Here is a 25,956-nt window from a genome sequence, read left to right as displayed (position 1 = left end):
GGCATGAGCGAAAACCAAACGTACGACTCCAATAACATTAAGGTCCTCAAGGGCCTGGATGCCGTACGCAAGCGGCCTGGTATGTACATCGGCGATACCGACGATGGCAGCGGTCTGCACCACATGGTGTTCGAGGTGGTCGATAACTCGATTGACGAAGCCTTGGCCGGTCATTGCAGTGAAATCACCATCACCATCCACCCGGATGAGTCGATCAGCGTGCGCGACAATGGTCGCGGTATTCCGGTGGATATCCACAAGGAAGAAGGCGTTTCCGCCGCTGAAGTGATCATGACCGTCCTGCACGCAGGCGGTAAGTTCGACGACAACAGCTACAAGGTTTCTGGCGGTCTGCACGGCGTGGGTGTTTCCGTGGTTAACGCGCTGTCCAAGGAACTGGTTCTGACCATCCGCCGCAGTGGCAAGATCTGGGAGCAGACCTATGTGCATGGTGTGCCCACAGCACCCATTGCCACGGTTGGCGACAGTGATACCACTGGCACGCAGATCCACTTCAAACCGTCCGAAGAGACCTTCGCCAATATCCATTTCAGCTGGGATATTCTGGCCAAGCGCCTACGCGAACTGTCGTTCCTCAACTCCGGCGTGGGTATCCTGCTCAAGGATGAACGCAGCGGCAAGGAAGAGCTGTTCAAGTACGAAGGTGGCCTGCGTGCCTTCGTTGAATACCTCAACCACAACAAGACTGCGGTCAACCAGGTGTTCCACTTCACCGTGCAGCGTGACGACGGTGTGGGGGTAGAAGTCGCCCTGCAGTGGAACGACAGCTTCAACGAGAACCTGTTGTGCTTCACCAACAACATTCCGCAGCGCGATGGTGGTACTCACCTCGCCGGCTTCCGTTCAGCGCTGACGCGTAACCTGAATGCCTATATCGAGCAGGAAGGCCTGGCCAAGAAGCACAAAATCGCCACCACGGGTGATGATGCCCGTGAAGGCCTGACCGCGATCATCTCGGTCAAGGTTCCCGACCCTAAATTCAGCTCGCAGACCAAGGACAAGCTAGTTTCCAGCGAAGTGAAAACTGCGGTCGAGCAGGAAATGGGCAAGTACTTCTCCGACTTCCTGTTGGAAAACCCCAACGAAGCCAAGGCCGTAGTCGGCAAGATGATCGACGCTGCGCGTGCTCGTGAAGCAGCGCGTAAGGCCCGCGAAATGACCCGCCGTAAAGGCGCGCTGGATATCGCCGGCCTACCGGGCAAACTGGCTGACTGCCAGGAGAAAGACCCTGCCCTTTCCGAACTCTATATCGTGGAAGGGGACTCCGCGGGCGGTTCTGCTAAGCAGGGCCGTAACCGCAAGACTCAGGCGATCCTGCCGCTCAAGGGCAAGATCCTCAACGTCGAGAAAGCCCGTTTCGACAAGATGATTTCCTCTCAGGAAGTCGGCACCCTGATCACCGCCCTGGGCTGTGGCATCGGCCGCGATGAGTACAACATCGACAAACTGCGCTACCACAACATCATCATCATGACCGACGCCGACGTCGACGGTTCGCACATCCGCACCCTGCTGCTGACCTTCTTCTTCCGTCAGTTGCCGGAGCTGGTTGAGCGCGGCTACATCTACATTGCTCAACCGCCGCTGTACAAGGTCAAGAAAGGCAAGCAGGAACAGTACATCAAGGACGACGACGCCATGGATGAGTACATGACGCAGTCGGCCCTGGAAGAGGCCAGCTTGCATGTCAATGAAGGTGCGCCGGGTCTGTCCGGTGAATCGCTGGAGCGGTTGGTCAATGATTACCGCCTGGTGATGAAAACCCTCAAGCGTCTGTCGCGTCTGTACCCGATCGAACTGACTGAACACTTCGTCTACATCCCGCGCGTAGAGACCGAGCTGCTGGCCGATAAAGCTGCTATGGAACAATGGCTGGGTCTGCTTGATGCGCGCCTCAAGGGTATGGAGAAGTCCGGTCTGATCTACAAGACCAGCCTGCACGAAGATCAGGAACGTCACCTCTGGCTGCCGCAGGTTGAACTGGTTTCCCATGGGGTATCCAGCTACATCATCTTCAACCGCGACTTCTTTGCCAGTAACGACTACAAGACCGTTACCAGCCTGGGCGATCAGCTCAACAACCTGCTGGAAGAAGGTGCCTATGTGCAGCGTGGCGAGCGCAAGAAAGCGGTCACTACCTTCAAGGATGCGCTGGCCTGGCTGATGGCTGAAAGCACCAAGCGCCACAGCATCCAGCGCTATAAAGGGTTGGGTGAGATGAACCCGGATCAGCTTTGGGAAACCACCATGGACCCAGAAGTGCGCCGTATGCTCAAGGTGCGTATCGAGGATGCGATCGCGGCTGACCAGATCTTCAACACGCTGATGGGTGATGCGGTAGAGCCGCGTCGTGACTTTATCGAGACCAACGCCCTGGCGGTATCCAACCTGGACTTCTGACCCGGTTGTCGATGGGCAGATTAATTGGCATGGTTTTGCGAGTTATTGGCATGCCAAAATCAGAAACTACCCCGGCCTAGCGCCGGGGTTTTTCTTTGTATGTCAGAAGGTTATATAGAGGTAGAGAACCAGATATCGGCTGGTTCTGTAGTGAAGCTACAGAGAAATGCCGAAAAATCTCGTTTTGGAGGGAGCTTAATCTGGGAGATCCTGAGGGCAGGATGGAGCACGGTAATTTACGGCAATAAAAACAGCATCACCCATCAGCTATGGCAAATTGCGGCTGGGTGGGCTCGTCTGCTAAGAAAAATGGAATTGAAGGATCATGACATACGCTTTGATGGACAACGCCACCCTCACTGCTGTTCAGCGAGCCACGGGTGTGGTCACAGTGAAAAACACAGACACCATCAACGGAGACCTTTGCGCGGTAGAAAATTTTCTACAAGGAACTCTGTTTTACGACGACTTGTTATGCATCGACAACTACAAGGAAGAGCATAGAGAAAGCCGGAAGGAGCAATTTCCATACCTTCGATTTCTCTCGCCGAATGAATATGAGCTTGAACGAATCGACGAGGTCGCCAAACGAGAAGCTGCTTTAATCCGGCCTGAAATTAGGGGCGGTGAGTTCGTCGACGACGACTTCAAAGAGCTCTTGGAGCAGCTCAAGATGAATATGATCTGCACTTGGGACAAAAGCTCCAGTGTCTACTATCTGACCATGAAGATGCTAGGGCAGCCGAACACTGACGAGTACGGTAAATACAGCAGCTTAAGTGCTGCAATATTTTCAGAGCTCGCAGACGTAGGAGACACGCGCGGACGTTGGTCTAAGGCGGTCAAGCTGGTAGGGTCGGATGGCCACGAATTCACTGAGGACGATTTTTCACGAAAAGAGTCAGGCGACTATGGCGGAGCAACGAGGCAGCTAGAGATGTTTGTTGCATCTCTAAACTGGCTCGCTTACAAATCCATTTACTATTCAACAGCAGCTAAGCACCTGAAGGCCGACTCTTTCATCCACCCGATCAGGCATGCTTACCAAGTGCACTGGATGAAAAAAACCGGGGCTTTCGGCCATGACTTTACCGCCCGGTTACTCTCGAATCTTGCGAACAAAACAAAAACAAGCATCTCTGACATACAGTCTCATGGGGCAACCCAGACCGTAGCATTGGATCTTCCAATTTTCTCTGCATGGCTAACGCAAGAGTCCGGAAGCGTTGGTGCAGCAATTGAAGCTGCCAGAGAAATTCGAAACAGAGATCATTTCGTAACCATCCGCGAGAGTCTCAAAGCCATCAAGATTGCATTTGATGAGCAAGGTGTATCGAGCGGGAACAAGCTCACCACAAACCTATTAGGTGACATTGAGAAGATCTGCGGCGATCTGAAGCGTGAGTATGGAGTGCCATCAGCTCAGGGAATCCAGGGCAGCTTTCTAATTAAGGCACTAAATTTCATAACTGGGTTTGCGGGTATACCTGGTCTACCTGAGCGAGACTTCGCGCTGTCCACCCCAGAATTCCTGAAGTCTAAGGCGACTAAGGCATACGCCACCGTCGTTAAGGACATTACTGCGGAGTTGACTGCGATAGAGCGGCTGGGTGGCGTTCGTGACTTGATGGCCCGATCATTCGTAATTGAGGATAAGAACGCCGTTAGGCCTAAGGTGTAAAACCCAGCGTTCAGATACTACAGCTCTGAATGGAAAAAACCGATGTAGGCATACCAAGGCCTTCTGGCCATCAAGTGGTGCTGTTTGTCGTGGCCGTAGATCGGCGTAAGTGAGAGCAGGTCTGAGCGTATCTGGTAGAAGATAGGCTTGCTTGGAAGTGAGGGCCTGTCCCTGCATTTGTCGGAGCCCTGGGGCTCGCCGAGCTGGAGCTGTGTTCCGGTTTTTACAGCAGGGGTCAGCTGGGCAAGCTTTGCACTGATGGCCCGCTACAAGTGCTCATTAAGAGCCCTTGTAGATCATTGATATCAGACCTGAATGATGTTTTCTGGCGTAACTTTAGCGGCAACAACGCTGTAGATATCTGCGTCGACCTCTGGAGCCCTGATCGAGATAATGAGCGAGTAACGTGCAGGGCGGCGGCAGGCATCAACCCATGCCCGTCAATCGTGAACGAGCGGTTGCCAAATAAGCGCAAAAATGCCATCGTAATGACGAATGTCTTTACGTGGAGGCCCCCCCATGGCTTCGATCAATATCCGCATCGACGACGAGCTGAAAGTCCGCGCATACCGTGAACTGGAAAAGCTCGGCGTCACTCCTTCTGAGCTGATGCGCCAAGCCCTGCAATATGTGGCCGAGCGCGGTCAGCTCCCCTTCCGTCCGGTACTGATGACCGAGGAAGATGAGGCCCTGATTACCACAGTGCGCGAACGCCTTGCGGATCCCCAGCGCGTGAAGGTTTCGCTGGATGACCTATAGCCTCGAATTCGATGCGCGGGCACTGAAGGAGTGGCACAAGCTGGGCGACACCGTTCGCGAGCAGCTCAAGAAAAAGCTCGCGGAGGTGTTGGTCAATCCGCGAGTTGAGGCCAATCGCCTTCACTCACTTCCCGACTGCTACAAGATCAAACTGCGCAGCAGCGGTTATCGCCTGGTGTACCAGGTGATCGATCATGAGGTGGTGGTGTTTGTTGTGGCCGTGGATCGGCGTGATCGCGAGCAGGCCTATCGCAAGGCCGCTGAGCGGCTCAAGTAACGCCCTGCTCACGTCAGGCAGATTCTGGTTTTGATGCGATGAGTGATGACGATCTGGTTGAGCAACTAAGGGCCGAGAATGCTCGCCTGATCGCATTGCTGGAAACGCATGGCATTGAGTGGCGGCTACCGGCTGAGCTGCCAAAGCCTGAGCAGGCCGTGGCGCTGCCACCGCTAGTCCCGGTTCTGGATACCAATGAGAAACTGGCGCTGTTCAAGCGCCTGTTCCGGGGGCGTGCCGATGTCTTTCCCCAGCGCTGGGAAAGCAAGGCCGGAAAGACTGGCTACTCACCTGCGTGCGCGAATGAATGGCGCCCAGGCGTCTGTGAGAAGCCACGGATCAAATGTGGTGATTGCTCGTACCGGAAGTTACTACCGCTGACCGACCAGGTGCTCTACAAGCACTTGGCCGGAGAGATCGTCGTCGGTGTTTACCCACTGCTGCCGGATGACACCTGCTACTTCCTGGCGGTGGATTTTGATGAAGCCGACTGGCGTGAGGATGTCACGGCGTTTGCCCAGTCATGTCGTGAGTTGGGTGTGCCGGTTGCGTTGGAAGTTTCTCGCTCCGGCAACGGTGCCCATGCCTGGATATTTTTCGAGCACAGCGTTCCTGCGTCTGAGGTACGTCTGCTTGGTTCCGCGATCATTAGCCATACCTGTGAACGTACCCGGCAGCTGACGCTGGGCTCTTACGACCGGCTGTTTCCAAACCAGGACAGCATGCCCAAGGGTGGTTTCGGAAACTTGATTGCTTTGCCCTTGCAGAAGAGGGCCCGAGCACAAGGTGGCAGTGTTTTTGTTGACGAGACGCTGATGCCCTATCCCGATCAGTGGGCATTTCTGGCCAGTGTTCAACCCATGCAGGTGAGGGACATTGCACCAACAACTCTGCGAGCCAGTGGCGGTCGTCATCCGCTGGATGTTGCTGACTTAACAGATGATGAGAGCGTGAAGCCCTGGCAGCGCACATCGGAAAAGACTCGGAAGCTGAGCTGTTCGTTACCCGCGTCGCTGAGCGTGACCCTGGCAAACCAGATCTATTTCAGCAAGTCGGAACTACCCCAGCCATTGGCCAACAAGCTCATCCGGCTGGCGGCATTTCAGAATCCCGAGTTCTACAAGGCTCAGGCCATGCGCCTGCCAGTGTGGAACAAGCCCCGGGTCATCGGCTGTGCCGAAAACTATCCGCAGCATATTGCCCTGCCGCGTGGATGCCTGGATGACCTCAAGACTCTGCTGGATGACAACGAGATAGAACTGGTGCTGCATGATGAGCGCTTCGCTGGGGAGCCCATCGATGTTCATTTCGTCGGCAAATTGCGCTCGGATCAGGAGGCTGCACTGGCAGGTATGCTGGGGCACGACATCGGCATCCTCTGTGCCCCAACTGCCTTTGGTAAAACGGTTACTGCTGCTGCGTTGATTGCCCGGCGTGGTGTGAACACGCTGGTGCTGGTTCATCGCACTGAATTGCTCCAGCAGTGGAAGGAGCGATTGCAGGCATTTCTGGGGGCAGACAAGAAGACTGTTGGCAGCATCGGTGGAGGTAAGGCCAAGCCGACCGGCATCATTGATGTCGCGGTCATGCAGCCTTTATCGCGGCAGGGTGAGGTCAGCGAACAGGTAAAGAACTACGGGCAAATCATCGTAGATGAATGCCATCACCTGTCGGCGGTCTCGTTTGAGGCCCTTTTCAAGGCGGCCCCTGCGAGATATGTGCTGGGGCTGACCGCAACGCCCATCCGGCGCGATGGCCAACAGCCGATTATTTTCATGCAGTGCGGGCCGATTCGGCATAACGCCTCTCGGCCTGAGAGTGCCCCGGCAGAGTTGCGGGTAATTCCCAAGTGGTTGCTCCGGCCTATCGTCATGGCAGAAGGCGCCGGCATTCAGGACGTCTTCTTGCAGGTGTGCAGCGATGCGGAGCGGACAGACAAGATTGTGGCTGAGGTCGAAGCCGCTTTGGGGCAGGGGAGAAAGATTCTGCTGCTGACGGAGCGAACGGATCACCTCAGTGCCATCGAGGAGAGGCTGGTTGGTCGGGTCGAAAACCTCTTTACCCTTCATGGGCGGATGTCTAAGAAGCAACGTGCTGCGCTAATCAGTGAGTTGGAAGCACTGTCGCCCGATGCATCCAGGGTGATCCTGGCCACTGGGAAATTGGTCGGTGAGGGATTCGATCATCCTGCTCTGGATACCTTGGTACTGGCGATGCCGGTGTCCTGGAGGGGCACCCTTCAGCAGTATGCAGGTCGCCTGCATCGGGAGCATGCTCATAAGGCAGATGTCCGTATCATCGATTTCATCGACTCCGGGCATCCAGCCCTGCTGCGTATGTGGAGCAAGCGCCAGGCCGGCTACAAGGCAATGGGCTATGAATTTGCCGACTCATTCAGCTCAATGGAGCTTCTTACGCAGGACTGACACGGTCTTGAAAACTGCGACGGATGGGGATTCCGCAAAGCCAGGAACCCCGTTACGCTGCTTGCATTGACACTTTGGCAATCCGTTCAGCCCAGTGCCCGCGTGGCTTAGTGGCAGTGGTTTGTCAGGCTTGTAGTGCCCGGAAGGCAGGGCGTACGGGAAATGCCATTTATTCCGGTCATTTCGACGGAAAATGCCACTTTATCTGGCTCAATCGTGCCAATAATGGTGCCCATTTTTAACGTAAGCCATTGATTTTTATAGCGTGGTGAATGCCACCTTTATCGCCCGGCGACATCAAGGTTCCGCAGTACTAAAAAGCCCCTGCAACTGTTCAAGTTGCAGGGGCTTTTTTTGTTCCACATGGAACATCTGGTGCTGTTTCTTCGGCTGTATGCGGCATAAAAAAGCCGGCCTCTAAGAGGCCGGCTGGCAGCGTATGCGGGAAAACTTATGCACCAATTCGAGGAGTTAATCAGTCCAAGAAAACTATTTATAAATCATGGTCTTGAACTGATTAATGGCACTCTGCCGGTATTTGATGCACAGGTTATCCACAATGGTTCAGGCAGGCTCGGTGGCCTCTAGAGGCTGATCCAGGCTGTCCAGCGAGCCGATCTCGTACTGCGCCTGGCTGACCCAGGCAAAGGCACGATCATTGAGTTCGGCGATGGCGCGTGGACCACTGCCTTCGGCGTGCATCAGCGGGCCGATCACCACCTGGATGGTGCCTGGGGTTTTGCTCCAGCCCAGTTTGGGCCAGAACTCACCGGCGTTGTGGGCAATCGGCAGCACTGGGAGGTTTGCATTGACTGCCAGGGCGGCACCACCGCGGCTGAACTTGCCAATCTGTCCTGGCGGGATACGTGTGCCTTCCGGGAAGACCAGAACCCAGGCGCCCTGCTCCAGTCGCTCATGACCCTGCTTGGCCAGCTGCTTGAGCGCCGCTTTGGGGTTGCTGCGGTCGATGGCGATGGGCTTGAGCATGGCCATGGCCCAGCCGAAGAACGGCACGTATAGCAGCTCACGTTTGACCACCTGGCTCAGCGGTTCGAAGAAGCCGGAAAGGAAGAAGGTTTCCCAGGTGCTTTGGTGCTTGGCCAGGATCACGCAGGGCTGCTCCGGAATGTTCTCCAGTCCCTTGATCTCGTAGCGGATACCGACCACCACCTTGGCCAGCCAGACGGCGCAGCGGCACCAGTTCTGAATGACGAAGCGATAGCGGGCGCGAAAGGGTAGGAAGGGTGCAACGAAGACGCTGAGAATGCACCAGAAGAACGAGCTGGAAGAGAGCAGCAGGTAGAAGAAGAAAGTTCTGATGGTCTGCACTGTCGACATGGGAGCTTTTACCGTCGCAGGCAGGGCCTGCTTTATAAGTGGAGAAGCTGATCGGCAACCGCCGCCAGATCATCGAATATCAGGGTGCTCGCTGGCAATCCTTTGGCCAGGGTGCGTTCGCCCTTGCCGGTCTTTACCAAAACTGGCTGACAGTCGACGGCGCCGGCCGCTGTCAGGTCACCGCTGCTGTCGCCAACAAACCACACGCCCGTGAGTGCAACGCCATAGTACGCCGCGATCTGTTCGAGCATGCCGGGTTTCGGCTTGCGGCAGTTGCAGCCTTCATCCGGGCCATGCGGGCAGTAGACCACCAGACCCAGCTCACCGCCCTGCTCGGCCACCAGTTCACGCAGGCGCGTGTGCATGGCATCCAGCGTGGCCAGGTCGTAATAGCCGCGGGCGATTCCCGATTGGTTGGTGGCCACTGCTACGGTCCAGCCGGCTTGCGACAGGCGCGCGATGGCTTCGATGGCACCGGGCAGCGGAATCCATTCGTCGAGGCTTTTGATATAGGCGTCGGAGTCGTAATTGATTACGCCGTCGCGATCAAGAATCAGCAGTTTCATCGTGTTATCCATAACCGGGAGACGGTGATGGCCGGCACCCGGTAGAGGTAAAGGTGGGCTGTGCAGCCCACCGGGTGTTCAGCAGGCCTTAGCCCAGTACCGAGATATCCGCGACGCCGAGGAACAGGCCGCGCAGCTTGGCCAGCAGTGCATAGCGGTTGGCCCGCACGGCAGGGTCTTCGGCGTTGACCAGTACGGCCACGAAGAAGGCGTCCACCGGCTCGCGCAGGTTGGCCAGTTGGCTCAGCGCCAGGTTGTACTGGCGTGCGGCAGCCAGCGGTTGTACTGCATGTTCGGCCTGCTGGATGGCGGCGTTGAGGGCGAACTCGCTGGGGTTGTCGAAGTGATGGGCTTCGACGCTCGCTGCGACCTGGCCTTCAGCTTTGCTCAGCAGGTTGGATACACGCTTGTTGGCAGCCGCCAGGACTTCTGCTTCGGGCAGCTTGCGGAACGCCTGTACAGCCTGCACGCGTTGGTCGAAGTCCAGCGGCGAAGTCGGGCTGACCGCGCGCACGGCCTGGTACACGGCCACGTCGACGCCTTCGTCCTCATAACGCGCACGCAGGCGGTCGAAGATAAAGTCCTGTACCTGTGGAGCTAGGCCGTCGGCTTTAACCTTGTCGGCGAACTGGTTGATGGAGAAAGCGATGGCTTCGGCCAGGTCCAGATCCAGCTGCTTCTCGATCAGGATACGCAGCACCCCAAGGGCGGCGCGACGCAGGGCGTAGGGGTCCTTGCTGCCGGTGGGCAGCATGCCGATGCCGAAGATGCCGACCAGGGTATCCAGCTTGTCGGCCAGGGCCACGGCAGCACCGGTGAGGGTGCTCGGCAGCTCGGCGCCGGCACCGCGCGGCATGTACTGCTCGTTCAGCGCCAGGGCGACGTCTTCGGCTTCGCCATCGTGCTTGGCGTAGTAGTAACCAGCGATGCCCTGCATTTCCGGGAATTCGCCGACCATTTCACTGGCCAGATCGCACTTGCAGAGGATACCGGCACGCGCGGCGCGGGTGGCGTCGCCACCGATGCGCTGGGCGATAAAACCAGCCAGGGCGGAGACACGCTGCGCCTTGTCATAGACCGAGCCGAGCTGGGCCTGGAACACCACATTGGCCAGGCGCTGGTTGAAGCTTTCCAGCTTCTGCTTCTTGTCCTGCTTGAAGAAGAACTCGGCGTCGGTCAGGCGCGGACGAACCACCTTCTCGTTGCCGGAAATGATCTGCGCCGGGTCTTTGCTCTCGACGTTGGCCACGGTGATAAAGCGTGGCAGCAGCTTGCCATTGCCATCGAGCAGGCAGAAGTACTTCTGGTTGTCCTGCATGGTGGTGATCAGCGCTTCCTGCGGCACTTCGAGGAAGCGTTCCTCGAACGAGCAGACCAGCGGCACCGGCCATTCGACCAGTGCGCTGACTTCATCCAGCAGCGCTGGCGGCACGATGGCGCTGCCCTGCTCTGCTGCAGCCAGTTCATTGACCCGCGCGATGATCTGCGCGCGGCGCTCGGCAAAGTCGGCAATCACATAGGCGCTGCGTAGGTCTTCGGCATAGCTGGCCGGCGAGCTGATACGCACGTCGTGGTTGGCGTGGAAGCGGTGGCCACGGGAAACCCGGCCGGCTTGCTGGGCAAGGATTTCGCAATCGATCACTTCGTCACCGAACAGCATCACCAGCCACTGGCTTGGGCGGACGAATTCGGTTTTACGCGCGCCCCAGCGCATACGTTTCGGGATCGGCAGTTCGTTCAGCGAGGTTTCAACGATGCCCGGCAGCAGGCCAGCTGCCGCTTGACCCGCAATGCTCTGGCTGAATTTCAGCTTGGGGCCGCTCTGATCAATCTGGCTCAGCTCAACGCCGCACTTCTTGGCGAAGCCCAGCGCGGCCTGAGTCGGGTTGCCGTCTTTGTCGAACGCCGCCTGTACGGGCGGGCCATCGAGGTTGACGGTGCGGTCCGGTTGCTGGGTCGCGAGTTGCTCCACCAGCACTGCCAGACGACGCGGCGCAGCGTAATAGCGTACGTTGCTGTAGCCAAGGCCAGCAGCCTTGAGGCCTTTCTCGATGCCGGCCAGGAAGGCTTCACCGAGGGTCTTCAGGGCTTTGGGTGGCAGCTCTTCGGTGCCCAGTTCTACCAGGAAATCGTGCGCACTCATTCTGCAGCCTCCAGCTTGGCCAATACTTCATCACGCAGGTCGGGGGTGGCGAGCGGGAAGCCGAGTTTGCGCCGCGCTTGCAGGTAGCTCTGCGCCACCGAACGGGCCAGCGCACGCACGCGCAGGATGTATTGCTGACGTGCAGTCACCGAGATGGCTCGGCGCGCATCCAGCAGGTTGAAGGTGTGCGAGGCCTTGAGCACCATCTCGTAGGTCGGCAGCGGCAGCTCCAACTCGATCAGGCGGTTGGCTTCCGACTCGTAGAAGTCGAACAGCTCGAACAGCTTGTCGACGTTGGCGTGTTCGAAGTTGTAGGTCGATTGTTCCACTTCGTTCTGGTGGAACACATCGCCATAGGTGACCTTGCCGAACTGGCCGTCGGTCCACACCAGGTCGTACACCGAGTCGACGCCCTGCAGGTACATGGCCAGGCGCTCCAGGCCATAGGTGATCTCACCGGTCACCGGGTAGCACTCGATGCCACCGACTTGCTGGAAGTAGGTGAACTGGGTGACTTCCATGCCGTTCAACCAGATTTCCCAACCCAGACCCCAGGCGCCGAGGGTCGGCGATTCCCAGTTGTCTTCAACGAAGCGGATGTCGTGCACCAGCGGATCAATACCGATGGCCTTCAGCGAGCCGAGGTACAGTTCCTGGAAGTTCTCCGGGTTCGGCTTGAGCACCACCTGGAACTGGTAATAGTGCTGCAGGCGGTTGGGGTTTTCGCCATAACGGCCGTCTGCCGGACGACGGGAAGGCTGCACGTAGGCGGCGTTCCAGGTCTCTGGGCCAATGGCACGGAGAAACGTGGCGGTGTGGAAGGTGCCCGCGCCAACTTCCATATCGTAGGGCTGCAACACCACACAGCCCTGCTCGGCCCAGTACTGTTGCAGGGCGAGGATCAAGTCTTGGAAGGTGCGCACGGCAGGCGTAGTCTGGCTCACAAATTTCACCCGTACTTTGGCGGCTTGAGAAAGTCCGCGAGTATACCGAAGCTCAGGAAAACCCGCATGCCACGCTGCTTTTGGTGCTCTGACGATCCGCTTTATCAGGCTTACCACGATGAAGAATGGGGGGTACCGCAGCGTGACCCCCAGGTGCTGTTCGAATTGCTCTTGCTGGAAGGTTTTCAGGCCGGCCTGTCGTGGATCACCGTGTTGAAGAAGCGCGAGCATTACCGCAAGGTACTGTTCGCTTTCGATGTGCAGCGCCTGGCTGCACTGACCGATGAATACATCGAAGACACCCTGATGCAGGATCCCGGCATCATCCGCAACCGCCTCAAGCTCCAGGCTGTGCGTAAGAACGCCCAGGCCTGGCTCAAGCTGGAAGACCCGGTGGCCCTGCTCTGGTCGTTTGTCGGCGGCGTGCCGAAGATCAACCACTTCAGCGAACGCGGCCAGGTACCGGCGGTGACCCCGGAAGCCGAAGCGATGAGCAAGGCGCTGAAGAAGGCCGGTTTCACCTTTGTCGGGCCGACCATCTGTTACGCCTATATGCAGGCCAGCGGCATGGTCATGGATCACACCACCGACTGTGACCGCTACGCGCAACTCAACGCCCGCTAGCGCAGGCGGTTACAATGGTCGCCTTTTGATCGGCTGGAGTTGCCTGTGGAAAAGTTCAAAGGTGCCCTGGTGGTGGGGTTTCTGCGCCTGTTTGCCCTGCTGCCATGGCGAGCAGTGCAGGCGGTGGGCGCGGCGATTGGCTGGCTGATGTGGAAGCTGCCGAACCGTTCCCGTGAAGTGACCCGGATCAACCTGGCCGGCTGTTTTGCCCACCTGCCGGCGGACCAGCGTGAGCGTCTGGTGGGTGAAAGCCTGCGGGATATCGGCAAGACCCTCACCGAAAGCGCCTGCGCCTGGATCTGGCCCGCCAACAAGACGCTGGGGCTGATCAAGCAGGTTGAGGGCATGCAGGTGCTGCAGGATGCCCTGGCCAGTGGCAAGGGCGTGGTACTGATCAGCAGCCACTTGGGCAACTGGGAAGTGCTGCTGCAGTACGTCTGCTCGCTGTGCAAGCCGATCATTCTCTACCGCCCGATCAAGCTCAAGGCCGTTGATGAGCTGCTGGTCAAACAGCGCGTGCAGTTGGGCAACAGCCTGGCACCGTCGACCAAGGAAGGCATTCTCAGCCTGATCAAACAGGTGCGCAAAGGCGGTGTCGCGGGGATTGCCGCCGACCCGGAGCCGAGCCTCTCCAGCGGTGTATTCGTGCCCTTCTTCGGGGTGCCGGCGCTGACCAGCAAATTTGTGCCGTCGCTGGTCAAGGACCGCAAGGCTGAAGCGGTATTTATGCACGCCCTGCGCCTGGACGATGGCAGTGGCTACCGTGTGGTGATCGAAGCGGCGCCAGACGCGCTCTACGGCGACGATATCGAGGCAGCAGTAGCTGCGCTCAACCAGGGCATCGAGAAGCAGGTGCGCCAGGCACCCAGCCAATATATGTGGAACATGAAGCGCTTCAAGAAGCGTCCGGAAGGTGAAGCCAAGTGGTATTGAATGGGTCTGAGTTGCAGGCGGAGCTTGCTCTCGACTAGGCTGGGGGAATCCACTCGAACGGACGGCGCATGAGCAATAGTCGAAAGAATGTCCGCACCCCCCTCAAGGTACGCCTGCGCATCGAACATCCGCTGCATGGCGAGCTGATGGTCACCACCCGGGATATTTCCGAGTGCGGTGTGTATGTGCTGATGGATCAGGCACAAAACACGCTGGCCATGGGCGAGCAGGTGCAGGGTCAGGTGCAGGGCCTGCCGATGGAGGCACCGGTTCTTACTCTGGAAGTGGTGCGCGTTGAGCCGCTGGGCGTTGGCCTGCGCTTTATCCAGAACGACTAGTCGGCAGCTTCTGGGCGAGTTTGTCCAGCCGTTTGAGAAACACCGCAATCTCTTTGCCGGCCTGTTTGTCGCCCTTCTGTTCTGCCGCCTGTAATCCCTGTATCCAGGCCGTTCGTGCCTGATCCTGCAAGCCCTGCTTGTTCAGCGCCTGACCGAGCAGCTTCCAGGCTGCTGAATACTGCGCATCGAACTCAATGCAGCGCTGCAAATGCTCCGCCGCCCTGGCGAACTCAGCCGCATCCAGATAGCCCTTGCCCAGGCCGAAGCGCAGCAGGGCGTTGTCCATTCCCTTGGCCAGCATCTTCTCCAGGGCTTCGGTGCTCATGTTCGATTCCTAAAAGAACGTCAGGCCGACCTGGAACAGGCGCTCGGCATCGCGGATGTATTTTTTGTCGACCAGAAACAGGATCACGTGGTCACCGGATTCGATCATCGTGTCGTCGTGGGCAATCAGCACTTCTTCATTGCGGATGATCGCGCCGATGGTGGTGCCCGGCGGCAGGGCAATGTCTTCGATCATGCGGCCGACCACCTTGCTCGATTTGGCGTCACCGTGGGCAATCGCTTCGATGGCTTCCGCCGCGCCACGGCGCAGGCTGTGCACGCTTTCGATATCGCCACGGCGCACGTGGGTCAGCAGGGTGCCGATGGTGGCCAGCTGCGGGCTGATGGCAATGTCGATCTCACCACCCTGCACCAGGTCAACGTAGGCCGGGTTGTTGATGATGGTCATCACCTTGCGTGCGCCCAGGCGCTTGGCCAGCAAGGAGGACATGATGTTGGCTTCATCGTCGTTGGTCAGGGCGAGGAAGATGTCGGCGTCGCTGATATTCTCTTCCACCAGCAGGTCGCGGTCCGAGGCGCTGCCCTGCAGCACGATGGTGCTGTCGAGGGTTTCCGAGAGGTAGCGGCAGCGTGCCGGATTCATCTCGATGATCTTCACCTGGTAGCGGCTTTCGATGGCTTCGGCCAGACGTTCGCCGATATGCCCGCCACCGGCGATCACCACCTTCTTGTAGCTGTCTTCCATGCGGCGCATTTCGCTCATTACCGCGCGGATATGCGCCTTGGCGGCGATAAAGAACACTTCATCATCGGCTTCGATCACCGTGTCGCCTTGCGGCATGATCGCCCGGTTGCGGCGGAAGATCGCCGCCACCCGGGTGTCAACATTGGGCATGTGTTCGCGCAGCTGCCGCAGCTGCTGGCCGACCAGCGGGCCGCCGTAGTAGGCCTTGACTGCCACCAGCTGGGCCTTGCCCTCGGCGAAGTCGATCACCTGCAGGGCGCCGGGGTATTCGATCAGGCGCTTGATGTAGTTGGTCACCACCTGCTCGGGGCTGATCAGCACGTCGACCGGAATCGACTCGTTGTTGAACAGGCCGCTGCGGGTCAGGTAGGCCGCCTCGCGCACCCGGGCAATCTTGGTCGGGGTGTGGAACAGGCTGTAGGCCACCTGACAGGCGATCATGTTGATCTCATCGCTGTTGGTCACCGCCACCAACATGTCGGCATCGTCCGCGCCGGCCTGGCGCAGCACTGTGGGGAACGAGCCGCGACCTTGTACGGTGCGAATATCCAGACGGTCGCCGAGGTCGCGCAGACGGTCACCGTCGGTGTCGACCACGGTGATGTCGTTGGCTTCGCTGGCCAGGTGTTCCGCCAGGGTGCCGCCAACCTGGCCGGCGCCGAGAATGATGATCTTCACAGGATCGCTCCGTTAGCCGCGGGGAGTCGCGGCGACTTTTATCAGCTTGGCATAGTAGAAGCCGTCGTGGCCGTCTTCTTGCGGGAAGAGCTGGCGGCCGTGGGGCGTTGGCACACCGAACGGGCCGCCGATATCAAGCTCGCGAGCACCGGGGGTGCGGGCGAGAAAGGCGGCGATGTTGTCACTGTTCTCTGCCTGCATCACCGAGCAGGTGGCGTAGAGCAGGATGCCGCCGACCTCCAGGGTCTGCCACAGGCTGTCCAGCAGTTCGCCTTGCAGCTGCGCGAGGGCGGGAATGTCATCGGCCTGGCGGGTCAGTTTGATATCCGGATGACGGCGAATCACCCCGGTGGCTGAACAGGGCGCGTCGAGCAGAATGCGCTGGAACGGCTTGCCGTCCCACCATGCGGCCAGATCACGGCCATCGGCGGCGAACAGCTCGGCGTGCAGATTGAGGCGCTTGAGGTTTTCGCGCACGCGCACCAGGCGCTTTTCTTCCAGATCCACCGCCACCACGCCGCTTAGCCCAGGTTCGGCTTCGAGCAGGTGGCAGGTCTTGCCGCCGGGCGCGGCGCAGGCATCCAGCACGCGCTGGCCGGGTGCCAGATCGAGTAGTTCGGCCGCCAGTTGCGCCGCTTCATCCTGCACGCTGACACGCCCTTCGCCGAAACCCGGCAAAGTGGTGACATCACAGGCGGGCAGCAGGCGGATGCCGTCACGGCTAAAGGTGCAGGGCTCGGCTTCGAAGCCAACGCGGCGCAGTTCGGCCAGGTAGTCGTCACGGCTGCCGAGGCGGCGATTGACCCGCAGAATCAATGGTGGGTGGGCATTGTTGGCCGCGCAGATGGCTTCCCACTGCTGCGGCCACTGGGCTTTCAGGGCTTTCTGCAGCCAGCGCGGGTGGGCGGTGTGTAGCACTGGATCACGGTCGAGGCTGGCGATAATGCTTTCACCGTCGCGCTGGGCGTTGCGCAGCACGGCATTGAGCAGACCCTTGAGCGAGGGCTTTTTCAGCTTATCGACGCAGGCCACCGTTTCACCGATGGCAGCGTGGGCGGGAATACGGCTGTAGAACAGCTGATAGAGGCCAATCAGCAGCAGCGCTTCGACATCACGGTCGGCGGCTTTGAAGGGTTTCTGCAGCAGCTTTTCGGCGATCAGGGCCAGGCGTGGCTGCCAGCGTGCAGTGCCAAAGGCCAGATCCTGAGCCAGGCCACGGTCACGCGGTTCGACCTTGTCCAGCAACGGCGGCAGGCTGCTGCCCAGTGATGCCTTGCCGGCCAGTACGCTGGCCAGGGCGCGGGCGGCAGCGAGACGTGGGTTCATTGCCCGAGCACCAGGCCAGGGGCGAACTGCTCGCGGCGGCTGTTGTACAGATCACTGAAGTTCAGCGCTTTGCCGCCGGGCAGCTGCAGGCGGGTCAGGCGCAATGCGCCTACGCCACAGGCCACGGTCAGGCTGGATTTATCGGCGGCGAGAATGCTGCCAGGTTGGCCCTGCCCTTCGCCTAGTGCGGCGGCGTGTACCTTGATGGCTTCGCCATTGAGCGTGCTGTGGCAGATCGGCCACGGGTGAAAGGCGCGCACCAGGCGCTCCAGTTCCACGGCCGGTCGGCTCCAGTCCAAGCGCGCTTCGTCTTTGTTCAGCTTGTGTGCATAGGTCGCCAGGCTGTCGTCCTGCACCTCGCCCTTGAGCGTACCGTCGGCCAGGCCGCTGATAGCCTGAATCACGGCGTGAGGACCAAGACTGGCGAGGCGGTCGTGCAGGCTGCCGCCTGTATCGGCTGGCGAGATCGGAGTGCTGACTTTGAGCAGCATCGGCCCGGTATCCAGGCCGGCTTCCATCTGCATCACGGTCACGCCGCTTTCGGCATCACCGGCTTCGACCGCGCGTTGAATCGGTGCGGCGCCACGCCAGCGTGGCAACAGTGAGGCGTGACTGTTGATACAGCCCAGGCGCGGTGTATCCAGCACCACCTGCGGCAGGATCAGGCCGTAAGCGACCACCACCATCAGGTCGGGCTTGAGCGCCGCCAGCTCGGCTTGTGCGGCAGGGTCGCGCAGGGTCTGCGGCTGGTAAACCGGGATGTCATGCTGCAGAGCGAGCTGCTTGACCGGGCTGGGCGTGAGTTTCTGCCCGCGCCCGGCCGGGCGGTCCGGCTGGCTGTATACGGCAATGACCTGGTGTGGGCTGTCGAGCAGCGCTTTGAGGTGCTCGGCGGCGAATTCCGGGGTGCCGGCAAACACGATACGCAGTGCTTCAGTCATGGGGGCTCGCTAAAGAAAAAGGCTTGCCGCAGCAAGCCTTTGTAATGATGTGGCTCAAGCCTGCTGGCGGTGCTGCTTTTCCAGCTTCTTCTTGATGCGGTCGCGTTTGAGCGTAGACAGGTAATCGACGAACAGCTTGCCGTTGAGGTGGTCGCATTCGTGCTGGATGCATACGGCAAGCAGGCCTTCGGCGATCAGCTCATAGGGCTGGCCATCACGATCCAGGGCCTTGATCTTGACCTTCTGCGGGCGGTCGACGTTTTCGTAGAAGCCCGGCACCGACAGGCAGCCTTCCTGGTACTGATCCATCTCTTCGGTCAGCGGCTCGAACTCGGGGTTGATAAACACCCGTGGCTCGGACTTGTCCTCGGACAGATCCATCACCACCACGCGCTTGTGCACGTTGACCTGCGTCGCAGCCAGGCCGATGCCCGGTGCGTCGTACATGGTTTCAAACATGTCATCGATCAGTTGACGCAAGGCGTCGTCGACCACGTCCACCGGCTTGGCGATGGTGCGCAGGCGCGGATCGGGAAATTCGAGGATATTCAGGATCGCCATATGCGTTTGTGATGCACTTGTGGAATAAAGTCAAAATCCGCTGCTAAGATGATGAGCAGCATTGAAAAACGGCTTCACGCCGCAGCACGACTGGGTTTCGTCGCGGCGCTAGGGCGCTCCACGTGAAGACACATAATAAAGGGATTCACCGCATGAGGAAATCACTACTCGCCCTGCTGCTGCTTGCCGCAAGCGGCTTGGCCCAGGCCGAAGTGCAACTCAAGGACGGTCACCCAGACCGTTACACCGTGGTCAAAGGCGACACCCTCTGGGATATCTCCGGAAAATTTCTCAGTCAGCCGTGGAAGTGGCCAGAAATCTGGCACGCCAACCCGCAGGTGGAAAATCCTCATCTGATCTATCCGGGCGACCAACTGAGCCTGGTGTACATCGATGGCCAACCGCGCCTGATGCTTAACCGTGGCGAGTCGCGCGGCACCATCAAGCTGTCGCCGCAAATTCGCAGTACGCCGATGGCTGAAGCCATTCCGGCAATTCCGCTGGAGGCGATCAACAGCTTCCTGCTGGTCAACCGCATTGTCGATACCCCTGAGCAGTTCCAGGGCGCGCCTTATATCGTGGCCGGCAATGCCGAGCGGGTGGTCAGCGGTGCGGGTGATCGCGTGTATGCCCGTGGCAAGTTCGACCAGGCCGCGCCGGCCTATGGCATCTTCCGCCAGGGCAAAACCTACATCGATCCGGATACCCAGGAGTTCCTCGGGATCAACGCCGATGATATCGGTTCCGGTGAGATCGTCGCCGAAGAAGGTGACGTCGGCACCATGGTGCTGACCCGTTCGACTCAGGAAGTGCGCCTTGGCGACCGCCTGTTCGCCACCGAAGAGCGTCCGATCAATTCGACCTTTATGCCGAGCGAGCCAGCCAGTGAGGTTAACGGCGTGATCCTCGATGTGCCGCGCGGCGTGACCCAGATTGGTCAGTTCGATGTGGTGACCATCAACAGGGGTGCCCGTGATGGCTTGAAGGAAGGCAACGTACTGGCCATCTACAAGACCGGCGAAACCGTACGTGACCGGGTAACTGGCGAAGCGGTGAAGATTCCGGACGAGCGCGCGGGCTTGCTGATGGTCTTCCGCACCTACGACAAGCTCAGCTACGGCCTGGTGCTGGGGGCCTCGCGCTCGCTGGCGATCATGGACAAAGTGCGTAACCCGTAACACTGAAAAGCCCCGCAGATGCGGGGCTTTTTATTATCTGCTGAATTTCCTGCCGCCCGTTCGGCGCGACTGATCAAGGATGATCCGTATGTCGCACTCTGCTGCTATTGCGCCTGCTGTCTCCCCCGCCGAGCTGGAAGCCCGCCTGCGTTTGCATTGTCTGCCGGAGCTTGGCCCACGGCGCTTTCGTAAACTCCTCAGTGCCTTCGACAGTGCATCTGCCGCGCTTAGCGCGCCGGCTAGTGCCTGGCGTTCCCTGGGTTTGCCGCAGGTGTGCAGCGAGGCTCGGCGCAGTGCCGAGGTGCGTGAGCGTGCCGCGCAAAGTCTGTCTTGGCTGGAAGATGATGCGCATCACGTGGTGATGTGGGATGACGTGATTTATCCAGGGTTGTTGGCCGAGTTGGTGGATGCACCGCCGTTGTTGTTTGTTGCAGGTGACCCGACGCTGCTGGAGCAGCCGCAACTGGCGATGGTCGGCAGTCGGCGCGCTTCGCGGCCAGGGCTGGATACTGCGCAGAGTTTTGCTCGCAGCCTGGCCGGCGGTGGTTTTGTGATTACCAGCGGTTTGGCCTTGGGTATCGATGGCGCGGCCCACCAGGGTGCACTGGATGCCAATGGCAAGACAGTGGCGGTGCTTGGCACCGGCTTGCAGTGTCTTTACCCGGCGCGGCACAAGCAACTCGCCGCCGATATCGTCGCCCAGGGTGGTGCGCTGGTGTCGGAATTACCGCTGGATTGTCCGCCGCAGGCGAGTAACTTTCCCCGGCGCAACAGGATTATCAGCGGTCTTTCTGTGGGCGTGCTGGTGGTGGAAGCCAGCCCCTCCAGTGGTTCGCTGATCACTGCACGGTTGGCTGCCGAACAGGGCCGTGAGGTGTATGCGATTCCCGGTTCGATTCATCATCCCGGTGCCCGTGGCTGTCATCAGTTGATCCGCGAAGGTGCCACGCTGGTAGAAAGCATCGAGGACATTCTCCAGGCGCTGCGTGGCTGGCAGGCGCAGCCACCCGCAAGCGCAGCGCTTAAGCCAGAGTCGCTCAACCACCCTTTACTGGCTTTACTGCATGCCGCGCCGCATAGCAGCGAAGCGCTGGTGGTCGCCAGTGGCTGGCCTCTGGCTGACGTGCTGGCGGCGCTGACCGAGCTGGAACTGGAAGGCCACATTGCCTGTGAAAATGGTCGCTGGGTGGGCCGCGTGCTTTAGCTTGGATACACTGCCCGCCAGGTGTTCAGTGGAGAGCAGTGAATGGTTAGCAACTGGCAGATACAGCAAGCCGCACGGGTGGTGCGCAATGGCGGCGTGATTGCCTATCCGACCGAGGCGGTGTGGGGGCTGGGCTGTGATCCCTGGAATGACGAGGCGGTAGAGCGCTTGCTGGCGCTCAAGGATCGGCCTGTGCACAAGGGCCTGATTCTGGTGGCCGCCGATATCGAACAGTTCGATTTCCTTCTCGAAGACCTGCCGGAAATCTGGCTGGCGCGCCTGGCCGGCAGCTGGCCAGGCCCCAACACCTGGCTGGTGCCGCATCAGAATCGCTTGCCCGAATGGATCAGTGGTCAGCACAGCAGTGTGGCCCTGCGCGTCAGTGATCATCCGCAGGTGCAGGCGTTGTGTCGTCTGACCGGGCCGCTGGTGTCGACCTCGGCCAACCCGGCAGGTCGCCCGTCTGCGCGGTCGCGTCTGCGGGTCGAGCAGTACTTCCCCGGCCAGCTGGACATGGTGCTGGGTGGGGCGTTGGGCGGCCGCAAGAACCCGAGCCTGATTCGTGACCTGATCAGTGGGGATGTGATCCGTCCGTCCTGAAGCAACAAAAGCTCGCGGCTGAAGCCCCTCCCACAGACACACCCAGCTGTGGGAGGGGCTTCAGCCGCGACGGTTTGGCAGACGGTCTACGGCAGCAGAATGGTCGAGCCGGTGGTTTGCCGTGCGCTCAGGGCGCTTTGCGCCAGCGCCGCATCTTTGAGCGCATAGCGGTTGCTGATCTCCACCTGCAGGTGGCCGCTGGCGATCATGGCGAACAGTTCGTCGGCCATGCTTTGCAGTCGGGAAGGCGTGTCGGCGTATCCGGCCAGGGTTGGGCGGGTGACGAACAGTGAGCCCTTCTGCGCGAGGATGCCCAGGTTGACGCCGGTGACCGCGCCCGATGCATTGCCGAAGCTGACCAGCAGGCCGCGCGGTGCCACGCAGTCCAGCGAGGTTTCCCAGGTGTCCTGGCCGACGCCGTCGTAGACCACCGGGCATTTCTTGCCGTCGGTCAGTTCCAGCACGCGCTGGGCGACGTTCTCATGGCTGTAGTCGATGGTCGCCCAGGCGCCCTGATCCATGGCCCGTGCGGCTTTTTCTGCCGAGCTGACCGTACCGATCAACTTGACCCCAAGTGCCTTCGCCCACTGGCAGGCGAAGGAGCCCACCCCGCCGGCGGCGGCATGAAACAGGATGGTTTCGCCACCTTGCAGGGGGAAGGTCTGGCGCAGCAGGTACTGCACGGTCAGCCCCTTGAGCATCACGGCGGCCGCTTGCTCGAAGCTGATTGCGTCCGGCAGTTTCACCAGCTTCTCGGCCGGTAGCACATGCAGTTCGCTGTAGGCACCCAGCGGCCCGGTGGCATAGGCGACGCGGTCGCCCACCTGAAAGCCGCTCACTGCAGAGCCCACCGCCTCGACGATCCCCGCACCCTCAGTGCCCAGGCTGGATGGCAGCGCTGGCGGTGCATACAGGCCGCTGCGGAAATAGGTGTCGATAAAATTCAGGCCAATCGCCTGGTTCTGCACCCGCACTTCATTCGGGCCAGGGGCGGCGGGGTTGTAGTCGGTGTATTCAAGGACGTCCGGGCCGCCGTGACGATTGAACTGGATACGCATGGCCATTTTCAGAGTCTTCCGCGATTGAATGCCTGGATGATGCCCGTAGGGGCAGAAACGTGCCGTTATCCAATCGTCTGCATTGACCGTCGTCAACTGCGGCCTTGGGGTGGCAAAAAATGGCCGGGAGCCATTTTTAACGTCGCGCAGCGACGGCCCGGAGGGTGGCCGCCATGGATGGCAGGCCATAAATGTTATGCTGGCCGCCCATTTTTCCCCGCGGCCACGTGCCGCCTGGCCTTACCCGTTTTCAAGGTGCCGCCGTGAGTGACCGTACTGAGGCCGTCAAAGCCTACCTGCTGGATCTGCAAGACCGTATCTGCACTGCCCTGCAAGCCGAAGATGGTGGTGCCGAATTCTTCGAGGATGCCTGGCAGCGGCCAGCCGGCGGTGGCGGGCGCACGCGGGTGATAGAAAACGGAGCGCTGATCGAAAAGGGCGGGGTGAACTTCTCCCATGTATTCGGCGACAGCCTGCCGCCTTCGGCCAGTGCACATCGGCCGGAACTGGCCGGACGTGGCTTCGAGGCCCTTGGCGTGTCACTGGTGATCCACCCGGAAAACCCTTACGTGCCGACCTCCCACGCCAACGTGCGTTTCTTCAGCGCCGAGAAAGAAGGTGAAGAGCCTGTGTGGTGGTTTGGCGGTGGCTTCGACCTGACGCCCTACTACGGCAATGAAGAAGACTGCCGGCACTGGCACCAGGTGGCCTTTGATGCCTGCGCGCCCTTCGGTGCTGAGGTCTATCCGAAGTTCAAGGCCTGGTGTGATCGCTACTTCCACCTCAAACATCGCGGCGAGCCGCGCGGCATTGGCGGGTTGTTTTTCGATGACCTGAATCAGTGGGACTTCGACACCAGCTTCGCCTTTATGCGCGCCATCGGCGATGCCTATATCCAGGCCTACCTGCCCATCGTGCAGCGGCGCAAGCTGACCCCCTATAGCGAGCGCGAGCGTGAATTCCAGGCCTTCCGCCGCGGCCGTTATGTGGAGTTCAACCTGGTGTTCGACCGTGGCACGCTGTTTGGTTTGCAGTCCGGCGGGCGCACCGAATCGATCCTGATGTCGCTGCCGCCGCACGTGCGCTGGGGCTACGACTGGAAGCCGCAGCCGGGCAGTGAAGAGGCGCGGCTGACCGAGTACTTCCTGACCGACCGTGATTGGTTGGCTGGTGCCTAGAATGGCCCCCTCTCCCGCTTGCGGGAGAGGGTTGGGGAGAGGGCCAGAATCGAAAGTCCCTCTCCCCTGACCTCTCTCCCATAAATGGGCGAGGGGAGCAAAGCATGTTTATTTCTGAGGAATCCCATGGACCGCTACGGCGTATTCGGCAACCCCATCGGCCACAGCAAATCACCGCTGATTCATCGTTTGTTTGCCCAGCAGACCGGCGAGCAGCTGAGCTATGAAGCCCTGCTCGCGCCGCTGGAGGATTTCCCCGGCTTTGCTCGCGCGTTCTTTGCCGAGGGTCTGGGCGCCAATGTCACCGTGCCGTTCAAGGAGCAGGCGTTTGCGCTCGCCGATCAGCTCAGCGCCCGTGCTCAACGTGCTGGTGCGGTCAATACCCTGAAGAAGCTTGTCGATGGCAGCCTGCTCGGCGACAACACCGATGGCGCCGGCCTGGTGCGTGATCTGACGGTGAATGCCGGGGTAAGCCTGAAGGGTAAACGCATCCTGCTGCTTGGCGCGGGCGGTGCGGTGCGTGGAGTGCTGGAGCCGTTGCTCGCCGAGCAACCGGCGGCGCTGGTGATTGCCAATCGCACGGTGGAGAAAGCCGAGCAACTGGCTCGCGAATTCGCCGACCTGGGTCCGGTGGTGGCCAGTGGTTATGACTGGATCGACGCGCCAGTGGACCTGATCATCAACGGCACCTCGGCCAGCCTGGCCGGCGAGTTGCCGCCGATTGCCCCCAGCCTGATCCAGCCGGGGCATACCCTGTGCTACGACATGATGTACGGCAAGGAGCTGACCGCCTTTAACCGCTGGGCTGCCGAGCATGGCGCAGCGCGTACTCTGGATGGCCTGGGCATGCTGGTCGAGCAGGCCGCCGAAGCCTTTGCCCTGTGGCGCGATGTGCGCCCGGCCAGCGCACCGGTATTGGCCGAACTGCGTCGCCTGCTGGCCGAGGGTTGAAGTTGTGGGATTGAGTGCGGATGACCTGGCGCAGATCAGCGCGCTGACCCTGCGCCACTATCAGGACTGCGCCGAAGACTTTCGCGACGGCACCCGCGATCACGATGTCAGCCAGAATATCGCCGCCCTGCTCGTGCATATTCAGGTCACGCCGCCCTATCAGATTCTCGATTTCGGCTGCGGCCCGGGCCGCGATCTGCGCACCTTTAGCGCCATGGGCCACACGGCTGTCGGTTTGGACGGCTGCCCGCGCTTTGTCGAAATGGCCCGCGCCGACAGTGGCTGCGAAGCCTGGCAGCAGAACTTTCTCGCCCTAGATCTGCCGCTTGGCCGCTTTGACGGCGTGTTCGCCAATGCCTCGCTGTTTCATATTCCCCACCAGGAACTGCCACGGGTGCTCAAGCAACTGCATGCCACCCTCAAGCCGGGCGGTGTGCTGTTCAGCTCCAACCCCCGGGGTGACAACCAGGAAGGCTGGAATGGCGAGCGCTACGGTGCCTATCACGACCTGGCCAATTGGCGTGTATTGCTCACGGCGGCCGGCTTCAGCGAGTTGCAGCATTACTACCGCCCCGCCGGTTTGCCGCGTGAACAGCAGCCCTGGCTGGCCAGCGTGTGGCGTAGTCACAGTTAAGTGCCGTTATAAAACTTGACTTGCGGATCTGATTCTTCAAGGATGCCCACCTTCCCTACTTGATGACGCAGTGCATTTGCCTGGCTCAGATGGGCCGGTTATACGCTATATCTTTTTGTATATAGCGATACGGGTTCATAAACTGACAATGGACTGCAAAGGAGTTC

The 25,956-nt window shown here is 59.9% G+C and carries 24 protein-coding genes; 14 read left to right on the top strand and 10 right to left on the bottom strand.

Annotated elements, in window-relative coordinates; all coding sequences use genetic code 11:
* The first annotated feature begins 3 nt into the window (after positions 1-3).
* The 5 genes from gyrB (at position 4) to ACOCLD_RS02865 (ending at position 7,564) form a co-directional block, all read left to right on the top strand.
* Complete coding sequence (gene gyrB / locus ACOCLD_RS02885; RefSeq protein ID WP_422910781.1) at positions 4-2,421, top strand: DNA topoisomerase (ATP-hydrolyzing) subunit B; 2,418 nt, start codon at positions 4-6, stop codon at positions 2,419-2,421.
* A 325-nt stretch (positions 2,422-2,746) separates the two neighbouring features.
* Positions 2,747-4,102, top strand: coding sequence for a hypothetical protein (locus ACOCLD_RS02880; RefSeq protein WP_422910780.1), 1,356 nt, complete (start codon positions 2,747-2,749; stop codon positions 4,100-4,102).
* Between the two features lie 519 nt (positions 4,103-4,621).
* Complete coding sequence (locus ACOCLD_RS02875; RefSeq protein ID WP_422910779.1) at positions 4,622-4,861, top strand: type II toxin-antitoxin system RelB/DinJ family antitoxin; 240 nt, start codon at positions 4,622-4,624, stop codon at positions 4,859-4,861.
* Positions 4,851-5,138: a type II toxin-antitoxin system RelE family toxin gene (locus ACOCLD_RS02870; protein ID WP_125897923.1), complete on the top strand. Its 288-nt coding sequence runs from the start codon at positions 4,851-4,853 to the stop codon at positions 5,136-5,138. Before ACOCLD_RS02875 ends, ACOCLD_RS02870 begins: the two co-directional genes overlap by 11 nt.
* Before the next feature lie 38 nt (positions 5,139-5,176).
* Positions 5,177-7,564 carry a TOTE conflict system archaeo-eukaryotic primase domain-containing protein gene (locus tag ACOCLD_RS02865; protein ID WP_422910778.1) on the top strand — a complete coding sequence of 796 codons (2,388 nt, stop codon included), beginning with the start codon at positions 5,177-5,179 and terminating at the stop codon, positions 7,562-7,564.
* A gap of 564 nt (positions 7,565-8,128) precedes the next feature.
* Here the strand turns inward: ACOCLD_RS02865 and ACOCLD_RS02860 are convergent.
* The 4 genes from ACOCLD_RS02860 to glyQ all read right to left on the bottom strand — a co-directional run bounded on the left by ACOCLD_RS02860 (position 8,129) and on the right by glyQ (position 12,555).
* Entirely contained in the window at positions 8,129-8,902 is a 774-nt protein-coding gene (locus tag ACOCLD_RS02860) for a lysophospholipid acyltransferase family protein (RefSeq protein ID WP_233685744.1), read from the bottom strand.
* A gap of 32 nt (positions 8,903-8,934) precedes the next feature.
* The gene (gene gmhB / locus ACOCLD_RS02855) at positions 8,935-9,468 is read right to left on the bottom strand and encodes a D-glycero-beta-D-manno-heptose 1,7-bisphosphate 7-phosphatase (protein ID WP_422910777.1); all 534 of its coding nucleotides are present in this window, start codon (positions 9,466-9,468) and stop codon (positions 8,935-8,937) included.
* A gap of 88 nt (positions 9,469-9,556) precedes the next feature.
* The gene (gene glyS, locus ACOCLD_RS02850) at positions 9,557-11,611 is read right to left on the bottom strand and encodes a glycine--tRNA ligase subunit beta (protein ID WP_422910776.1); all 2,055 of its coding nucleotides are present in this window, start codon (positions 11,609-11,611) and stop codon (positions 9,557-9,559) included.
* Positions 11,608-12,555: a glycine--tRNA ligase subunit alpha gene (glyQ, locus tag ACOCLD_RS02845; protein WP_233685741.1), complete on the bottom strand. Its 948-nt coding sequence runs from the start codon at positions 12,553-12,555 to the stop codon at positions 11,608-11,610. The genes glyS and glyQ overlap by 4 nt, the downstream gene beginning before the upstream one ends.
* Before the next feature lie 66 nt (positions 12,556-12,621).
* Here glyQ and ACOCLD_RS02840 point away from each other — a divergent pair, with 66 nt between their 5' ends.
* The 3 genes from ACOCLD_RS02840 to ACOCLD_RS02830 all read left to right on the top strand — a co-directional run bounded on the left by ACOCLD_RS02840 (position 12,622) and on the right by ACOCLD_RS02830 (position 14,450).
* The gene (locus tag ACOCLD_RS02840) at positions 12,622-13,179 is read left to right on the top strand and encodes a DNA-3-methyladenine glycosylase I (protein WP_422910775.1); all 558 of its coding nucleotides are present in this window, start codon (positions 12,622-12,624) and stop codon (positions 13,177-13,179) included.
* A 45-nt stretch (positions 13,180-13,224) separates the two neighbouring features.
* Positions 13,225-14,112 carry a lysophospholipid acyltransferase gene (locus ACOCLD_RS02835; RefSeq protein WP_422910774.1) on the top strand — a complete coding sequence of 296 codons (888 nt, stop codon included), beginning with the start codon at positions 13,225-13,227 and terminating at the stop codon, positions 14,110-14,112.
* Between the two features lie 68 nt (positions 14,113-14,180).
* Positions 14,181-14,450, top strand: coding sequence for a PilZ domain-containing protein (locus tag ACOCLD_RS02830; RefSeq protein WP_422910773.1), 270 nt, complete (start codon positions 14,181-14,183; stop codon positions 14,448-14,450).
* Here the strand turns inward: ACOCLD_RS02830 and ACOCLD_RS02825 are convergent.
* From ACOCLD_RS02825 to def, 5 genes are read right to left on the bottom strand one after another with little or no spacing between them, the layout of a single operon-like run.
* Positions 14,434-14,775 carry a hypothetical protein gene (locus ACOCLD_RS02825; RefSeq protein ID WP_422910772.1) on the bottom strand — a complete coding sequence of 114 codons (342 nt, stop codon included), beginning with the start codon at positions 14,773-14,775 and terminating at the stop codon, positions 14,434-14,436. The genes ACOCLD_RS02830 and ACOCLD_RS02825 overlap by 17 nt on opposite strands.
* A 9-nt stretch (positions 14,776-14,784) precedes the next feature.
* Positions 14,785-16,158, bottom strand: a complete 1,374-nt coding sequence (trkA, locus tag ACOCLD_RS02820) for a Trk system potassium transporter TrkA (protein WP_257776400.1) — start codon at positions 16,156-16,158, stop codon at positions 14,785-14,787.
* A gap of 12 nt (positions 16,159-16,170) precedes the next feature.
* Positions 16,171-17,484 carry a 16S rRNA (cytosine(967)-C(5))-methyltransferase RsmB gene (gene rsmB, locus ACOCLD_RS02815; protein WP_422910771.1) on the bottom strand — a complete coding sequence of 438 codons (1,314 nt, stop codon included), beginning with the start codon at positions 17,482-17,484 and terminating at the stop codon, positions 16,171-16,173.
* Complete coding sequence (gene fmt / locus ACOCLD_RS02810; RefSeq protein WP_422910770.1) at positions 17,481-18,425, bottom strand: methionyl-tRNA formyltransferase; 945 nt, start codon at positions 18,423-18,425, stop codon at positions 17,481-17,483. Before fmt ends, rsmB begins: the two co-directional genes overlap by 4 nt.
* 54 nt (positions 18,426-18,479) lie before the next feature.
* Positions 18,480-18,986 carry a peptide deformylase gene (gene def, locus ACOCLD_RS02805; protein WP_233685733.1) on the bottom strand — a complete coding sequence of 169 codons (507 nt, stop codon included), beginning with the start codon at positions 18,984-18,986 and terminating at the stop codon, positions 18,480-18,482.
* Positions 18,987-19,138: 152 nt separating this feature from the next.
* Here def and ACOCLD_RS02800 point away from each other — a divergent pair, with 152 nt between their 5' ends.
* The 3 genes from ACOCLD_RS02800 (at position 19,139) to ACOCLD_RS02790 (ending at position 21,968) form a co-directional block, all read left to right on the top strand.
* Positions 19,139-20,164 carry a LysM peptidoglycan-binding domain-containing protein gene (locus tag ACOCLD_RS02800; protein WP_422910769.1) on the top strand — a complete coding sequence of 342 codons (1,026 nt, stop codon included), beginning with the start codon at positions 19,139-19,141 and terminating at the stop codon, positions 20,162-20,164.
* An 88-nt stretch (positions 20,165-20,252) separates the two neighbouring features.
* Entirely contained in the window at positions 20,253-21,368 is a 1,116-nt protein-coding gene (gene dprA, locus ACOCLD_RS02795) for a DNA-processing protein DprA (RefSeq protein WP_422910768.1), read from the top strand.
* Positions 21,369-21,410: 42 nt separating this feature from the next.
* Positions 21,411-21,968: an L-threonylcarbamoyladenylate synthase gene (locus ACOCLD_RS02790; protein WP_392539128.1), complete on the top strand. Its 558-nt coding sequence runs from the start codon at positions 21,411-21,413 to the stop codon at positions 21,966-21,968.
* 86 nt (positions 21,969-22,054) lie between these two features.
* Here ACOCLD_RS02790 and ACOCLD_RS02785 read toward each other — a convergent pair whose 3' ends face one another.
* Positions 22,055-23,032, bottom strand: coding sequence for an NADPH:quinone reductase (locus ACOCLD_RS02785; RefSeq protein ID WP_422910767.1), 978 nt, complete (start codon positions 23,030-23,032; stop codon positions 22,055-22,057).
* Between the two features lie 257 nt (positions 23,033-23,289).
* On the opposite strand from ACOCLD_RS02785, the gene hemF reads away from it, so the two are divergent.
* From hemF to ACOCLD_RS02770, 3 genes are all read left to right on the top strand, one after another.
* On the top strand, positions 23,290-24,204 hold the full coding sequence (hemF, locus tag ACOCLD_RS02780; RefSeq protein ID WP_422910766.1) for an oxygen-dependent coproporphyrinogen oxidase: 915 nt from the start codon (positions 23,290-23,292) through the stop codon (positions 24,202-24,204).
* 126 nt (positions 24,205-24,330) lie between these two features.
* Entirely contained in the window at positions 24,331-25,155 is an 825-nt protein-coding gene (gene aroE, locus ACOCLD_RS02775) for a shikimate dehydrogenase (RefSeq protein ID WP_422910765.1), read from the top strand.
* Positions 25,156-25,159: 4 nt separating this feature from the next.
* Entirely contained in the window at positions 25,160-25,789 is a 630-nt protein-coding gene (locus ACOCLD_RS02770; protein ID WP_422910764.1) for a class I SAM-dependent methyltransferase, read from the top strand.
* Positions 25,790-25,956: the final 167 nt, after the last annotated feature.

The organism is Pseudomonas cimarronensis (assembly GCF_049331905.1).
Taxonomy (GTDB): Bacteria; Pseudomonadota; Gammaproteobacteria; order Pseudomonadales; family Pseudomonadaceae; genus Aquipseudomonas.
The sequence above is the reverse complement of the archived record's forward strand: the minus strand, read 5'-3'. Positions and strand labels throughout refer to the sequence as shown.

Excerpts from the sequence above, each read along its gene's own strand:
- gyrB (WP_422910781.1), top strand. The coding sequence starts at position 4 with ATGAGCGAAAACCAAACGTACGACTCCAATAACATTAAGGTCCTCAAG.
- ACOCLD_RS02880 (WP_422910780.1), top strand. The coding sequence starts at position 2,747 with ATGACATACGCTTTGATGGACAACGCCACCCTCACTGCTGTTCAGCGA.
- ACOCLD_RS02875 (WP_422910779.1), top strand. The coding sequence starts at position 4,622 with ATGGCTTCGATCAATATCCGCATCGACGACGAGCTGAAAGTCCGCGCA.
- ACOCLD_RS02870 (WP_125897923.1), top strand. The coding sequence starts at position 4,851 with ATGACCTATAGCCTCGAATTCGATGCGCGGGCACTGAAGGAGTGGCAC.
- ACOCLD_RS02865 (WP_422910778.1), top strand. The coding sequence starts at position 5,177 with ATGAGTGATGACGATCTGGTTGAGCAACTAAGGGCCGAGAATGCTCGC.
- ACOCLD_RS02860 (WP_233685744.1), bottom strand. The coding sequence starts at position 8,902 with ATGTCGACAGTGCAGACCATCAGAACTTTCTTCTTCTACCTGCTGCTC.
- gmhB (WP_422910777.1), bottom strand. The coding sequence starts at position 9,468 with ATGAAACTGCTGATTCTTGATCGCGACGGCGTAATCAATTACGACTCC.
- glyS (WP_422910776.1), bottom strand. The coding sequence starts at position 11,611 with ATGAGTGCGCACGATTTCCTGGTAGAACTGGGCACCGAAGAGCTGCCA.
- ACOCLD_RS02840 (WP_422910775.1), top strand. The coding sequence starts at position 12,622 with ATGCCACGCTGCTTTTGGTGCTCTGACGATCCGCTTTATCAGGCTTAC.
- ACOCLD_RS02830 (WP_422910773.1), top strand. The coding sequence starts at position 14,181 with ATGAGCAATAGTCGAAAGAATGTCCGCACCCCCCTCAAGGTACGCCTG.
- ACOCLD_RS02825 (WP_422910772.1), bottom strand. The coding sequence starts at position 14,775 with ATGAGCACCGAAGCCCTGGAGAAGATGCTGGCCAAGGGAATGGACAAC.
- rsmB (WP_422910771.1), bottom strand. The coding sequence starts at position 17,484 with ATGAACCCACGTCTCGCTGCCGCCCGCGCCCTGGCCAGCGTACTGGCC.
- fmt (WP_422910770.1), bottom strand. The coding sequence starts at position 18,425 with ATGACTGAAGCACTGCGTATCGTGTTTGCCGGCACCCCGGAATTCGCC.
- def (WP_233685733.1), bottom strand. The coding sequence starts at position 18,986 with ATGGCGATCCTGAATATCCTCGAATTTCCCGATCCGCGCCTGCGCACC.
- ACOCLD_RS02800 (WP_422910769.1), top strand. The coding sequence starts at position 19,139 with ATGAGGAAATCACTACTCGCCCTGCTGCTGCTTGCCGCAAGCGGCTTG.
- dprA (WP_422910768.1), top strand. The coding sequence starts at position 20,253 with ATGTCGCACTCTGCTGCTATTGCGCCTGCTGTCTCCCCCGCCGAGCTG.
- ACOCLD_RS02790 (WP_392539128.1), top strand. The coding sequence starts at position 21,411 with ATGGTTAGCAACTGGCAGATACAGCAAGCCGCACGGGTGGTGCGCAAT.
- ACOCLD_RS02785 (WP_422910767.1), bottom strand. The coding sequence starts at position 23,032 with ATGGCCATGCGTATCCAGTTCAATCGTCACGGCGGCCCGGACGTCCTT.
- aroE (WP_422910765.1), top strand. The coding sequence starts at position 24,331 with ATGGACCGCTACGGCGTATTCGGCAACCCCATCGGCCACAGCAAATCA.